General features: G+C 65.2%; 15 protein-coding genes and 1 pseudogene. 5 read left to right on the top strand and 11 right to left on the bottom strand.

Annotated elements, in window-relative coordinates:
• Positions 1-686: pseudogene (locus H8A95_RS36595) on the top strand (hypothetical protein); the annotation flags it as partial.
• A gap of 68 nt (positions 687-754) precedes the next feature.
• On the opposite strand, the gene gmk reads toward H8A95_RS36595, so the two are convergent.
• The 9 genes from gmk to H8A95_RS36550 all read right to left on the bottom strand — a co-directional run bounded on the left by gmk (position 755) and on the right by H8A95_RS36550 (position 9,436).
• Positions 755-1,408 carry a guanylate kinase gene (gmk, locus tag H8A95_RS36590; protein WP_229187499.1) on the bottom strand — a complete coding sequence of 218 codons (654 nt, stop codon included), beginning with the start codon at positions 1,406-1,408 and terminating at the stop codon, positions 755-757.
• Positions 1,409-1,411: 3 nt separating this feature from the next.
• On the bottom strand, positions 1,412-2,299 hold the full coding sequence (locus H8A95_RS36585; RefSeq protein WP_163155292.1) for a YicC/YloC family endoribonuclease: 888 nt from the start codon (positions 2,297-2,299) through the stop codon (positions 1,412-1,414).
• A gap of 125 nt (positions 2,300-2,424) precedes the next feature.
• Complete coding sequence (mltG, locus tag H8A95_RS36580) at positions 2,425-3,684, bottom strand: endolytic transglycosylase MltG (RefSeq protein ID WP_229187498.1); 1,260 nt, start codon at positions 3,682-3,684, stop codon at positions 2,425-2,427.
• Positions 3,685-3,908: 224 nt separating this feature from the next.
• Complete coding sequence (fabF, locus tag H8A95_RS36575; RefSeq protein WP_229187497.1) at positions 3,909-5,174, bottom strand: beta-ketoacyl-ACP synthase II; 1,266 nt, start codon at positions 5,172-5,174, stop codon at positions 3,909-3,911.
• A gap of 96 nt (positions 5,175-5,270) precedes the next feature.
• Positions 5,271-5,510, bottom strand: coding sequence for an acyl carrier protein (locus H8A95_RS36570; RefSeq protein ID WP_056294916.1), 240 nt, complete (start codon positions 5,508-5,510; stop codon positions 5,271-5,273).
• 289 nt (positions 5,511-5,799) lie between these two features.
• Positions 5,800-6,537, bottom strand: coding sequence for a 3-oxoacyl-[acyl-carrier-protein] reductase (fabG, locus tag H8A95_RS36565; RefSeq protein ID WP_018271293.1), 738 nt, complete (start codon positions 6,535-6,537; stop codon positions 5,800-5,802).
• A gap of 21 nt (positions 6,538-6,558) precedes the next feature.
• Positions 6,559-7,512: an ACP S-malonyltransferase gene (gene fabD, locus H8A95_RS36560; protein WP_229187496.1), complete on the bottom strand. Its 954-nt coding sequence runs from the start codon at positions 7,510-7,512 to the stop codon at positions 6,559-6,561.
• Positions 7,513-7,721: 209 nt separating this feature from the next.
• On the bottom strand, positions 7,722-8,747 hold the full coding sequence (locus tag H8A95_RS36555; protein WP_229187495.1) for a fatty acid desaturase family protein: 1,026 nt from the start codon (positions 8,745-8,747) through the stop codon (positions 7,722-7,724).
• Positions 8,747-9,436: a TetR/AcrR family transcriptional regulator C-terminal domain-containing protein gene (locus H8A95_RS36550; RefSeq protein WP_420839512.1), complete on the bottom strand. Its 690-nt coding sequence runs from the start codon at positions 9,434-9,436 to the stop codon at positions 8,747-8,749. Before H8A95_RS36550 ends, H8A95_RS36555 begins: the two co-directional genes overlap by 1 nt.
• A gap of 364 nt (positions 9,437-9,800) precedes the next feature.
• Here H8A95_RS36550 and rpsF point away from each other — a divergent pair, with 364 nt between their 5' ends.
• From rpsF to rplI, 4 genes are all read left to right on the top strand, one after another.
• Positions 9,801-10,268, top strand: a complete 468-nt coding sequence (gene rpsF / locus H8A95_RS36545) for a 30S ribosomal protein S6 (protein ID WP_163155312.1) — start codon at positions 9,801-9,803, stop codon at positions 10,266-10,268.
• Positions 10,269-10,274: 6 nt separating this feature from the next.
• The gene (gene rpsR / locus H8A95_RS36540) at positions 10,275-10,514 is read left to right on the top strand and encodes a 30S ribosomal protein S18 (RefSeq protein ID WP_016844287.1); all 240 of its coding nucleotides are present in this window, start codon (positions 10,275-10,277) and stop codon (positions 10,512-10,514) included.
• A 129-nt stretch (positions 10,515-10,643) separates the two neighbouring features.
• Positions 10,644-11,606, top strand: a complete 963-nt coding sequence (locus H8A95_RS36535) for a DUF2232 domain-containing protein (RefSeq protein WP_229187493.1) — start codon at positions 10,644-10,646, stop codon at positions 11,604-11,606.
• A gap of 51 nt (positions 11,607-11,657) precedes the next feature.
• The gene (gene rplI, locus H8A95_RS36530) at positions 11,658-12,260 is read left to right on the top strand and encodes a 50S ribosomal protein L9 (RefSeq protein WP_229187492.1); all 603 of its coding nucleotides are present in this window, start codon (positions 11,658-11,660) and stop codon (positions 12,258-12,260) included.
• Between the two features lie 49 nt (positions 12,261-12,309).
• Here the strand turns inward: rplI and H8A95_RS36525 are convergent, their stop codons facing one another.
• Together H8A95_RS36525 and H8A95_RS36520 are read right to left on the bottom strand one after the other, a co-directional pair.
• Positions 12,310-12,771, bottom strand: a complete 462-nt coding sequence (locus tag H8A95_RS36525; protein WP_229187491.1) for a PaaI family thioesterase — start codon at positions 12,769-12,771, stop codon at positions 12,310-12,312.
• On the bottom strand, positions 12,768-13,373 hold the full coding sequence (locus tag H8A95_RS36520; RefSeq protein WP_229187490.1) for a TetR/AcrR family transcriptional regulator: 606 nt from the start codon (positions 13,371-13,373) through the stop codon (positions 12,768-12,770). The genes H8A95_RS36525 and H8A95_RS36520 overlap by 4 nt, the downstream gene beginning before the upstream one ends.
• Positions 13,374-13,558: the final 185 nt, after the last annotated feature.

Raw genomic sequence — 13,558 nt, 5'->3', positions numbered from 1 at the left:
CCACGCCGCCGCAGAGCCAGCCAGCGCCGGCGCCGCAGCCGGCGATGCGCAAATCGGTTGCCAACGCCCATGCCGAGTGGCCCTCGCCACAGGCCGCCGCCGCGCCCGTCGCGAGCGCAGATGCAGGTCAGGCCGCCAATCCGGCCGGGGCTGCTGCGTCACCCGACGCGAACGCCCAGCCATCAGAGGTGAACGCCAGGTGGCTGGACGCATCGAGCATGGCCGGAACCAACGGAACGCGCCACGCCGCGGACCAGCCGACCGTCGTCGCGCAGGCCGATGCGACGCCGCAGCAAGCGGCCGCGCCGGCAGCTGCCGCTACGGCCGAGGCGTCCGCGGAGAAGTCATCGTCCTCGACGCAGATGCTGCTGATCGTGATGGTCGGCGCCCTGGCGCTGGCCGGTCTCGTCAGTGCGCTGGTGTTCCGGCTGACCCGGACTCGGACGCCGCCCTACCAGATCAAGGACGAATGGCAAGCGCCCTGGGATTCACTCCACACCGAGCCGGCGCCGCCGATGGCCGTCGTCAGCCGCGACCGTCCGCAACGCCTGTCGCAGGTGCCGCCGCGCCGTGCCGAGACCCCCGTTGCTCGCCGAGAGACGGCGCGCGAGCCGGATCAAACCGAGCAGGACAACAAGCAGATCGCGGCGATGCTGCAGCGGCTGGCGCGCAGCGCGGCGAACTAGGCTTCGCTCGGAAACATGACAATCAGTCGTGATGCGATCCCTTGCGATCGCATCACGATCGAGGCCAGCTATTTCTCGAGCTGACGCTGCAGGCCGCGCACGAATTCGGTGAGGCCGGTGCGGCGCTCGCGCTTCAGACGCTCGGCCTTCAGAATCGACTGCACCTCGGCAAAGGCGTCGTCGACATTCTGGTTGACGACGATGTAGTCGTATTCCGCCCAATGGCTCAGCTCATGGCTGGCACGGTTCATCCGCCCGCGGATGACCTCCTCCGAATCCTGCGCGCGGGTGTGCAGCCGCTTCTCGAGATCGGCGGCTGACGGCGGCAGGATGAAGACCCGCACGACGTCGACGCTGGCCTTCTGGTGCAGCTGTTGCGTGCCCTGCCAATCGATGTCGAAAAGGACATCCTGCCCGACCGATAGCGCCGCCTCGACCGGGGCGCGTGGCGTGCCGTAGAGATTGTCAAACACGGTTGCCCATTCGAGCAGCTCGCCTTGCTTGACCATGGTCTCGAACTTCGGCTTGTCGACGAAGAAATAGTCGCGGCCGTTGACCTCGCCTGGGCGCATCGGCCGCGTGGTCGCCGACACCGACATTTTCAGGCCCGGCTCGCGCTCAAGCAACATGCGCGACAGCGTCGTCTTGCCGGCGCCCGAAGGCGACGACAGGACGAACATCAGTCCGCGCCGCTCAACGCCGTCAAAACCCTGCGCCGTCATCGTTCACTCCAGATTCTGGACCTGTTCGCGGAACTGCTCGACCACGTTCTTCATTTCAAGGCCGGTATTGGTCAGCTCGACGTCGTTCGACTTCGAGCAGCAGGTGTTGACCTCGCGATTGAACTCCTGAGCAAGGAAGTCGAGCCGCCGCCCAACCGGGCCGCCCTTGCCAATCATCTCCCGCGCCTGGGTGATGTGCGAGGCGATGCGGTCGAGCTCCTCGCGGATATCGGCCTTGGTGGCGATCAGGATCGCCTCCTGGCTGAGCCGGTCGGCATCGAAGCGATCGGAGGTCTCGAGCAATGCTGCGATCTGCTCGGCAAGCCGCGCCTTGATCGCCTCGGGCTTGCGGCCGGGCGCCGTCTCGGCGCGCTTGGCGAGCCGCTCGATCTCGTCCATGCGCTGCATCAGGATCTGGCCCAGCGCATCGCCCTCGCGGCGGCGCATCTCGACGAGGCTCGTGAGCGCCTGCTCGAAGGCCTTGGCCGCAGCCTCGCGCGCCGCCTTGTCCTCGTCCTCGTTGCTGTCAGGCTCGACCACCTCGATGACGCCCTTGATGCCGAGCAGACCATCGATGCTCGGCGCCACCGCGTCGATCCGTTGCGCGAGCTCACCTGCGACCTTCACGACGGCGGCCAGTACGTCCTCGTTGATCCGGATCGTCTGCGCCGCATCGGTGCGCTTGACGCTGAGATTGGCGTAGACCGTGCCACGCGACAGCAACTCGCCGGCGCGCTTCTTGGCCAGGGCTTCGAGCTCGTCCCAGCCCGGCGGCAGCCGCAACCGCAGGTCAAAGCCCTTGGCGTTGACCGACTTCAGCTCCCACTCGAACGTATAGGGACCGCTCGCACCATGGCTTCGGGCAAAGCCGGTCATGCTCGACAGCGCCATCGCGTGAAACTCTCCAACAGAAGGATATGTGACTCACCCGGAGCCTGAAGACTCGTGGGCAGCCGGTGCAACTTTAAAACGGATTCCATGAAAGTGGAATTACGTCCACCTCCGGGAATGTGAAGCTATCGCTGCACAACAGGCGGCGAAGTGGTCTGCTGGGCTGCGCCCTGGCGACCGCTGCGCGGCGGCTTCTTTTGATTGCCAGGCTTCGGCGGCGTGGCCGCCGTGGGATTGGTGTCCGCTGCCCCGGGCGCCGCGGCGGCCGGCGCCGGATCGTCCGCAGGCTCGACGGTGTCGTTCTGGATCTGCTTTTCCGACGCGCGCAGCTTGGCGACATTCTTCGCGTGCTGATCGTAGGTTTCCGTAAAGGCGTGGCCGCCGGTCCCGTCGGCAACGAAGAACAGGTCGCGGGTGCGCGCCGGATTGGCGGTCGCCTCCAGCGAGGCGCGGCCGGGATTGGCGATCGGTCCGGGCGGCAGGCCGTCGATCACATAGGTGTTGTAGGGCGACGGCTGGGTGATCTCGCTGCGCTTGATCGGGCGCCCGAGCGTTCCCTTGCCGCCCACCAGTCCGTAGATAATCGTCGGATCGGACTGCAGCTTCATCCGCTGCCGCAGCCGATTGACGAACACGGCGGCAACACGGCTGCGCTCGTCGGCACGGCCGGTTTCCTTCTCGACGATCGAGGCCAGCGTCACCAGTTGGTCCGGCGATTTCAGCGGCGAGTCGGTGTTGCGACGTTCCCAGATTTCGGCGAGCACGCGCTTCTGCGCCTGCTGCAAGCGCTGGATCACCTGGTCGCGCGTGGTGCCGCGCGGGAATTTGTAGGTCTCCGGCAGCAGCGTGCCCTCGCGCGGAATCTCGCGCACCGAACCGGTGAAGATGTCGTTGTCGGAGAGCCGCGTCACGATCTGCTCCGAGGTCAGGCCCTCCGGGATCGTGATCGCGTGCTGCACCACCTTGCCGTCGACGATGGTGGCAATGACGTCGCGCAGGCTGGCATTCTTCTGGAACGAGTATTCGCCGGGCTTGAGATCGGAGCTCGCCTTCAGCGCAAACACGCCACCGATGAAGACCCACGGATTGACGTTGATCACACCCTCGCGCGACAGCACGTCGGCGATGTCACGCTTGCCGGCACGCGCGGGGATGTTGACGATCTTGTCTTCCTGCAGCGGTCCCGGCGATTCCAGCGCCTGCTTGCCGTAGTAATACGTCGCTCCGGCGCCGAGCATCAGGATGATCAGGATCGTGAAGATGGCATTGCCGACGATCACGAAAGGATTGCGGGCGCGATCCGAGCGCTTGGGCGGCGGCGGAACCTGTTCGGGCTCCAGCGCGGCACGTGGACTCCTCGGTGAAATGGGCGGCCTCTCACTCATCGATGCAAACCAATATCCTGCCGGTTGAATCGTGGCCGGACAAACCCCTGTCCTGCCAATAGCATGCGCCCGCTATTAGGAGTCACCGCGGAATACGGCAAAACGGTGGACTAGTTCTAAAGTCCCGTTCCGATGTGATCGGAACGGGACTTTGGATTCTTATTCTGACGCGTTTTCTTCACGCGAACCGGTACCCACTTCGCTCGAAACGCTCTCAAGACCTACTAGTTGGTCACGCGCTGCACGATTACGGAGGCATTGGTGCCGCCGAAACCGAAGGAATTGGACAGCGCCACATTCACGTCACGCTTGCGCGACGTATGCGGCACAAGATCAATCGCCGTTTGCACCGACGGATTGTCGAGATTGATGGTCGGTGGCACCACATTATCGCGAATCGCCAGGATCGCGAAGATCGCCTCGATCGCGCCGGCCGCACCGAGCAGATGTCCGGTTGCGGACTTGGTCGACGACATCGAAACCTTCGAAGCCGCATTGCCGAGCAGACGCTCGACCGCGCCGAGCTCGATCTCGTCGCCGACCTGCGTCGACGTGCCGTGCGCATTGATGTAGTCGAGATCAGATGCCGCAAGGCCGGCGCGCTTCAGCGCCATGCTCATGCTGCGGAAGCCGCCATTGCCGTCCGGCGGCGGCGAGGTGATGTGGAACGCATCGCCCGACAGGCCGTAGCCGGTGACCTCGGCGTAAATCTTCGCGCCGCGCCGCTTCGCATGCTCGTATTCCTCGAGCACGAGAACGCCGGCCCCCTCGCCCATCACGAAGCCGTCGCGATCCTTGTCGTAGGGCCGCGATGCCTTTGTCGGGGTGTCGTTGAAGCCGGTGGACAGCGCACGCGCGGAACAGAAGCCGGCGATACCGATGCGGGAGATCGGCGATTCGGCGCCGCCCGCAACCATCACCTCGGCGTCCCCGAGTGCGATCAACCGCGCCGCATCGCCGACCGCATGCGCGCCGGTCGAGCACGCCGTGACGACGGCATGGTTGGGACCCTTCAGGCCGTGCTCGATCGAGACGTAGCCGGACGCCAGATTGATCAGGCGGCCCGGAATGAAGAAAGGAGAGACCCTGCGCGGTCCGCGCTCCTTGAGGAGCACTGCGGTTTCGGCAATGCCCGTGAGGCCGCCGATGCCCGAGCCGATCATCGTGCCGGTGGCGAACTGGTCCTCGTCGGACTTCGGATGCCAGTTGGCATCGTCCAGCGCCTGCCTGGCCGCGCACATCGCGTAGATGATGAAGTCGTCGACCTTGCGCTGGTCTTTCGGCTCCATCCACTGATCGGGATTGAAGGTGCCGTTGGAGCCGTCACCGCGCGGAATGTAGCAGGCGACCTGGCTCGGCAGGTCGGACACTTCGAACGTGTCGATCTTCTTGCCGCCGCTGTCTCCGGCAAGGATACGCGCCCAAGTTGCGTCAACGCCGCAGCCGAGCGGTGTAAGCATGCCCAGCCCCGTGACGACAACCCGTCTCATTTCCACGTCTCCGGCCAGCAATGGGCAGCTAATAATAAGAAGCCGGGGGACCGCTCGATCACGGTCCGTCCGGCCCCATCAACTTCGCGATCGGCGTCAGCTCTTCGCGTTCTTCTCGAGAAACTTGGTCGCGTCGCCGACGGTCAGAATCGTCTCCGCCGCGTCGTCGGGAATCTCGCAACCGAATTCTTCTTCGAAAGCCATCACGAGCTCGACCGTGTCGAGGCTGTCGGCGCCGAGGTCATCGATGAAGCTCGCGCTATCGATCACCTTCTCGGGTTCGACACCAAGGTGCTCGACCACAATCTTCTTAACCCGCTCGCCAATCTCACTCATCGTTCAACCTCGTTGTTCCATTGGACCCGACCCCAAGACGATACGAGCCATCGTGGTCGTCTCGATTACTCAGTCGCGCATAGTCTTGATTCGGCCCGGTCGTAGCCGACTAAAGCCCCGGCGAACGGCAGGCGTCGCCACGCCAATATACAGGGTTTCAAAATCCTGCAATGGCGTTCTTTGCCCATCCATGGGGGGTTCAGCTACCATACTTCCAAAGCCTTGACTACACGCCTGAACCGGCTCCCGAAAACGGCTTTTCGCCGCATTGCGAGAGCCAGCAACCAGCTCAAATCATAGCCATCCCGCCGTTGACGTGAATCGTCTGTCCGGTGACGTAGGCCGCCTCGTTCGAGGCCAGATAGACAGCCGCGGCAGCGATATCCTCGGGCGTCCCAAGCCGCGCCGCAGGAACCTTTGCCAGAATGGCTTCGCGCTGCTTGTCGTTCAGCGCATCCGTCATCGGCGTCTTGATGAAGCCCGGCGCGATGCAGTTGGCGGTCACGCCGCGCTTCGCGTATTCGGCGCCCAGCGTCTTGATCAGGCCGATGATGCCGGCCTTCGACGCGGTGTAGTTGCCCTGCCCCGGATTGCCGGTGACCCCGACGATCGAGGTGATCGCGATGATGCGGCCGAAGCGCTTGCGCATCATCAGTTTGGTCGCCGCGCGTGCCAGGCGGAATGTCGCGGTCAGGTTGACCGCAATCACGTCGTCCCAGTCCTCGTCGCGCAACTGCACGAACAAATTGTCGCGGGTGATGCCGGCGTTCGCGATCAGGATGTCGACCTGTCCCATCGCGGCTTCCGCTGCCGGCACCAGTGCCTCGACATCATCCTTGCTGGAGAGATTGCACGGCAGCACGTGAACGCGCTCGCCGAGCTTGGCCGCGAAGCCGTCCAGCACCTCGCGCCGCGTCCCCGAAATCGCCACCGTCGCGCCCTGCGCATGCAGCGCCTGCGCGATCGCGCCGCCGATGCCGCCGGTTGCCCCCGTGACGAGCGCCGTCTTGCCAGTCAGATCAAACATCGAATTCTCCTTCCGGCTACTTTATGCCGAGGCTGCCAGCGCATCCTTGGCTGCAGCAATATCGTTCGGGCCGCCGACGGACACGCCGACCGCGCCATCGGCGATGCGCTTGACGAGACCGCTCAGCACCTTGCCGGCGCCGATCTCGAAGAACCGCGTCACGCCCTGCCCCGCCATATAGGTAACCGACTCGCGCCAGCGAACGGTGCCGGTGACCTGCTCGACCAGGCGGCGGCGGATCTCGTCCGGATCGGTGATGGCGGAGGCCAGCACGTTGGAGACCAGCGGCGCCGCGGGCGCCTTGATGGTGACGCCGGCCAGCGCCTGCGCCATCGCATCGGCGGCCGGCTGCATCAGCTTGCAGTGGAACGGCGCCGACACCGGCAGCAGCATGGCGCGCTTGGCGCCCTTGGTCTTGGCGATCTCGACCGCGCGATCGACGGCGGCCTTGTCGCCGGAGACCACCACCTGGCCGCCGCCATTGTCGTTGGCGGCCTGGCAGACCTGGCCCTGCGCCGCCTCGTTGGCGACCGCGACCGCCGCCTCGTAATCGAGGCCGAGCAGCGCGGCCATCGCACCGGCGCCGACCGGCACCGCCTTCTGCATCGCAAGCCCGCGGGTGCGCAGCAGCCGCGCGGTGTCGCTGACGGTCAGGCTGCCGGCAGCGGCCAGTGCCGAATACTCGCCGAGCGAGTGCCCGGCGACGAAGGCCGCGTTGCGGCCGACCGAGAAGCCGGCTTCGCTCTCAAGCACGCGCAAGGTGGCGATCGAGACCGCCATCAAGGCCGGCTGGGCATTTTCGGTGAGCTGCAGCGTCTCCGCCGGACCATCCCAGATGATCGCGGTCAGCTTCTCGCCCAGCGCGGAATCGACCTCGTCGAACACGGCCTTCGCAACCGGAAAGGCGTCGGCCAGGGCCTTGCCCATGCCAACCGCCTGCGAGCCCTGCCCGGGAAACGTAAATGCTGCCGTCATCGGCGCTCCCTACCTTGTTGAGCGTGATCTCCGCGCAAGCGCCGCGCGCCTGCCGCAGGGGAAAACGGTATCCGCGTCGCGCGAAACGCGCCACAGCGGGTCCAGACCCTGCCTTGCAACCGGCCTCGGACCGGGCCGTAAGACACTGATGGGGGGCGCGATGTCAAGCCGCGCGCGCGGAACCCTGGGGATGCCGGGCCGGCTCCGCCCTAGAATCCCCCGGCATTCTGGTCGGCATTAACCTCGGCGCCGGCCCTTGCCCGGCGCGCGCTGTTGACCAGTTTCCCCGGGCGGTCTTCCCGATTGGGCTTGGCGGTCGCCAGCCGCAGCACGGCCGCATAGCCCGGCTGGACTTCCATCCGGTCGGCATGGCGGCTTCCGCTCAGGATGCGATGGACGCGCGGCAGGTTGTAACAGGGCACGTAGAACAGCAGATGATGCTCAAGGTGGTAGTTCACGTAATAGGGCGCGATAAACAACCGCTCGAGGACATTGGCCCGCGTGGTGCGGGTGTTACGCAACGGATCGGAGCTGTCGGGCACGACGGCATGTTCGGCGATGTTGCGGATGCGCGTGATCACCATCATCCAGGTCAGCAGCGGCACCAGCCACAACAGCGGATAGGCCCACCACACGCCGGCGGCGGCGAGGCCTGCGAACAGCAGCGCATTGGTGACGCATTGCGGCCCGAGCTTCTGCCAGAAGTTGGCGGCGCGCTGCGACAACGGCCACTCCTTCGGTCCGATCGCATTGAGCAGCTGCGCCTTACGCTGCTGGTAGCCGGTCTGTCCGGTGATATCGCGGAGGAATTTCCGGCGATAGCTCATCCTGGTGATCGGAAACGGCGCTGACAGCACGAGATCCGGATCATCTTGCTGCTGCGTCCGCGCGTGATGCTGCAAATGATAGCGGCGATAGCCGCGGGTTTCGGCGAAGATCGGATAGGCGCAGAACCATTGGCTCAGCGTGAGATTGGTCTTCTCGTCCGCCGAGAGACAGCCATGCGCGCCGTCATGCATCAGGATCGCAAGCCCGAGCTGGCGCGAGCCGATGATCGCGACCGCAAGCAGATAGGTCAGCGGATTGGGCCACCACGCCACCAGCGCGATCGCGCCCAGGATCAGCGCCCAGGCATGCGCGATCAGGGCGACGCCCTTCCAGGTCGTGCGCTCGCGCACCGCGACCAGTTCATCTTCGGTGAGGAAATCGCGGGCTCGCATGCGAAGTGCGGTCATCAGTCTGTCTCCCCGTCTGTTGAGGATGAAGTGTCGCGATCGCCGACCAGGCGCAGGCGCGCTCCATCATTGGCCGGCGTCGTTGTTGCAGTTGCCTGCTCGCCGAGCGCGCGCAGCAATTCGCGGCACATCTCCTCGGCGGCGCGGCCCATGGCGAAACCTTCGACGATCACGCCGATTGCAATCGCCCAAAAGCGCCGCGAGCTCTCTTCGGGGGCGCGCAGCGAGCGCCAGCCGTGCCGCTCCACCTGGCCCGCATAGGCGCGCGCGCCTTCGCTGTGCAGGCGCTCGATAGTGCGTTCGACCAGCGGCGCGAGGTCCTGCCGGCGCCGTGTCAGCGTCAGCGCCTCGGCGAAGAAGGCGACCGTGTCGGTCGCGGTCACGGTCTCGGCCAAAGCGCGGGTGTATTCGCGCGGCGTGTGGGCCTTCAGGGCAGCCTGCTCGGTCGCGCGCGCGAGATAAAGCATGTCGCGGCTGGCGGCTTCGACGAACAGCGCCTCCTTGGTGCGGAAGTAATAGGTGATCTGGCTCGGGAAGGCGTCGGCCGCGGCGGCGATATCGGAGATCGAGGTGCCCGAGAGCCCGCGCTCCTTGAACAGGCGGCTGGCGGCATCAAGCAGCAGCGAGCGCATCTTGCGCCCCGCCGACCGCGTCGCGCGGACCGCGTGCTTCGGATCGGACGCAGACATGCCGCTGGCGGTCTCCGAACCCATAATCCCTCGTCCTCCCGGAGATATTTGTATGACATACAAACAAAGAAATCAAGGTGGAACCGGCAAAGTTGCGCTGAACGGCCTCGCGGGCTACGACCTCGCGCAAATCCGCAAGCCGCGAACCCTTGCTTTCGCGGCCAAAATCCGTATAAGCGCGCCATTCGTGGGCTCCGGCCGGGAGCTGAACGGACGGTCTCAGCAAACTCACCCGTTGATTTTGATGTGGCAGGGCCAGTCGGCCCGTCGTCCCGTGCTCCCGCCTTCTGAGCAGCTCGAGTCCTTTCCGAAGGTCTCGAAGGGCTTGTCGCCGGAAACCGCGCCAACACAGGAAAGGACAACCATGCCTCTTTATGAGCATGTTTTTCTCGCGCGTCAGGATGCGAGCACCCAGCAGGTGGATGAACTGACGGCCCAGATGACGGGCATCGTCGAACAGGGCGGCGGCAAGGTCACCAAGACCGAGAGCTGGGGCGTGCGCTCCCTCACCTACCGCATGAACAAGAACCGCAAGGCGCATTTCGTGCTGATGAACATCGACGCACCGTCGGCTGTCGTCACCGAGATCGAGCGCCAGGAGCGGATCAACGAAGACGTCATCCGTTACCTCACCGTGCGCGTCGAAGAGCACGAGGAAGGCCCGTCTGCGATGATGCGCAAGGCCGACCGTGACCGCGAGCGCGATGACCGTGGCGGCGGCTTCCGTGGCGACCGCGAAGGCGGTTTCCGTGGTGACCGCGAAGGTGGTGGTTTCCGTGGCGACCGTGGCCCGCGCCGTCCGCGCGAAGAAGAAGCTGCGACCGAGGAGTAATGAATCATGGCTGATGCTGGTGCCCGCCGTCCGTTTTTCCGTCGTCGCAAGTCCTGCCCGTTCACGGGCGCGAATGCGCCGAAGATCGACTACAAGGATTCCAAGCTGCTGATGCGTTACGTCTCCGAGCGCGGCAAGATCGTGCCGAGCCGTATCACGGCCGTGTCCGCCAAGAAGCAGCGTGAGCTCGCCCGCGCCATCAAGCGCGCGCGCTTCCTCGGCCTGCTGCCCTACGTGATCCGCTAATCGTTTCCGGCCGGCGGCATACGTCGCCGGCCGCTTATTATTCTCATAAGGCTTCCGGGTCGTCTGGTCGCCGATGGTTGGGGGTCTCGAAGCAGACCCCCTAACCGCTCGAAGGGGGCGGGACAGCTGATGATCGCGATACTCATCGTTGCACTTGCAGCCGGCGCCGCGTCGGCGCTGATGTTCGCCTCGATTTTTTCGGGCGCCGCGATCTCGTTGCCGCTCGTCTATTTAGCTCCGCTGCCGCTGATGGTGGTAGGACTTGGCTGGGGCCCGGTCGCAGCCGTCGTCGGCGGAATCGCCGCAACCGGCGCGATGGCGATCGTTCTCGGCTGGTCGCACAGCATCGGATTCGGGCTAGCTGTGTTCTTGCCGGCCGTGTGGCTCGGTCACCTGGCCCTGCTCGGTCGACCAGTCGTCGCCGCAGCACATGTGGGCAACCCAACAGATCTGGAATGGTATCCAGTTGACCGGATCCTTCTCTGGATCGTGGTCATAGCGGTTCTCCTGGCAACTGCCATCCTTCTGGTGTTTGGCACGGACGCCCAAAGCGTTGCCGAGACCGTACGGCAACTGTTGCGCGAGGCCACGCGCGGAACGGACGGCAATCTGACTGCCGAGCAAATCGATCAGTTCGCGAAACTGTTCGCGTTCCTCGCCCCGGTGGCGCTGCCGGTCAACGTAATCTTGTGGCTGACGCTGAACCTTTGGCTTGCGGCGAAGGTCGCGAGGACATCCGGACGATTTCATCGGCCTTCGCCCGATCTGCGAAGCGTCGCGCTCCCGCCGATCACGCTCGTTATCATGGCGACCGCGATCGCCTTCTGCTTCGTCGGTGGCACAGTTGCGATGATCGCAACGGTGATCGCGATGGCATTGCTGCTCGCGTACGCGATCGTCGGCTTCGCGGTCCTCCATGTCCTGACCCTGTCGGCGAGCAACCGCGCGTTCTGGCTCGCCTGTACTTACGTGCTGATGTTCCTCTTCAGCGGACTGATTCTCGTGATGACCGCGCTCGGCATCGCCGACGCCGTGTTCGGATTGCGCCAGCGCTATCTGCAAACAAGACCGCCGCCTCTGCCCGCGGCCTGAGATTCGATCCAACCATTCAACCCGATACTTAGACTCTAAAGGAGAACGAAAATGGAAGTCATTCTGCTCGAACGCGTTGCCAAGCTTGGCCAGATGGGTGAAGTCGTGCGCGTCAAGGACGGGTTCGCCCGCAACTTCTTGCTGAAGCGCGGCAAGGCGCTGCGCGCCACCGAGGCGAACCGCGCCAGGTATGACGGCATGAAGGCCGAACTCGAGGCCAACAACATCAAGGCCAAGGGCGAAGCCGCCGTGGTCGCCGAGAAGATCGACGGCCGCGACATCATCATCATCCGCCAGGCCTCCGAGTCCGGCCAGCTGTTCGGCTCGGTCACGGTGCGCGACATCGTCACCGCGCTGGCCGCCGACGGCGTCACGGTTGCCCGTCCGCAGGTCTGGCTCGACTCGCCGATCAAGGTGATCGGCAAGCAGAAGGTGACGATCGCGGTTCATCCCGAGGTCGAGACCAGCGTCACCGTGACGGTCGCCCGCTCCGCCGAAGAGGCTGAACGGATCAAGCGCGGCGAGGACATCTCGACCCGACAGGAAGACCAGGACGCCGCCGCCGAGGCGCTCGCCGCCGCCGGCGAATTCTTCGATCCGGAAGCCCAGCACGACGACGAAGCCGCACCGGCTCCGGCCGCCGAAGAGAAGTAAGCGTCTCTCGATCGTCCAATCGACCAAACGCTACGAAGCCCGGCCTCAATCAGGCCGGGCTTTGGATTCGTGCCGCCGCCTGATCGTCGAGCATGGCGATCGACGCCAAGGCCGTCGCGGTGTGCTTCTCCTTGCCGTCGATGATGCAGAACACGTCGGCTGCGACGACGGCGACCTGACGTCCCGGCTTGATCACCCGCGCCCGGCAGATCAGGCGATCGCCCGACGCCGGCGACAGCAGGTTCAGCTTGTACTCCGCCGTCAGCGCCGGCTGGCCGCGCGAGGTTGCCGCTGCAATCGTGGTGGCGTTGTCGACCAGAAACGCCGTCACCCCGCCATGAAACAGGCCGTGCTGCTGCAACAGCTCCGGCCGCCGGTCGACCGCGAGCGTGCACGCACCGCGCGACAGTTCGGCCACTTCAGCACCGACCAGCCCCATGAAGCCCTGACGGCCGACATTGTCGCGAATTCGCGTCGCGATCGGCGCGAAATCCGGATCGGCTTGGTTCATGACGTTCCTCCTGTTCGCTCCGGCGCACCCGGCGCCACCACTGCGCGGATCGCGCAGGCGATCAGCGTCTCGACCTGTTCGCGCGGATCGCCAGTGTGGCGGCCCGACAGATAGGCACGGCAGAAGATCTGCGCCGGTCCGATGATCTGGCTGAAGAACAGCGTCGGACTCATCGGCAGCAATTCGCCGCGCGCGAGCCGCGGTGCGCGCCAGCGCTCGATGGCGTCGGTGAGCCGCGAATTCTCGGTGCGCTGTGCGCCGTGCACCTCCTCACCCCATTCGCTGCGCGAAATCTCGAACAGGAACCGCGCCTCGCGCCTGAAGGTGACGACCCAATCGAGATGAGCGTGGATCAGCCGCGCCACGCCGTCGCTTGCGCCGCAGGTGTCGTCGACCGAGGTGATGATCGCGGCGTGATAGGTTTGCAGGATCTCCAGGAACAGGGTGCCGGCGAGCTCCTTCTTCGAGGTGAAGAAGTGGAAGAAGCTGCCGTTGGACGCGCGGGCGCGAGAGCGGATCTCGGCCACCGTCGCGCCCTCGAAACCGTCGCGGTCGAACACCGCCAGTCCCGCCGCCAGCAGATCTTCGCGCGCCGTGCTCACTCTGCCTCCTCGCCTAGATCAATACTCTAGAGTTATACTCTAGTGACAGTCAAATGAATACGCCGGACCTCACGGCCCGGCGTTGACGATTACTTCGAGGTCGGAGCTTCCGGCGTACCGGAGCCTGACGTCGTCGGGGGCGGAGGTGGCGGCGGCGGAGGCGCGGCCGCAGTTACCGGCGGCGC

This window comes from Bradyrhizobium oropedii, assembly GCF_020889685.1.
Classification (GTDB): domain Bacteria; phylum Pseudomonadota; class Alphaproteobacteria; order Rhizobiales; family Xanthobacteraceae; genus Bradyrhizobium; species Bradyrhizobium oropedii.
Note: the sequence above shows the minus strand (reverse complement) of the source record. Positions and strands in the feature narration are given on the sequence as shown.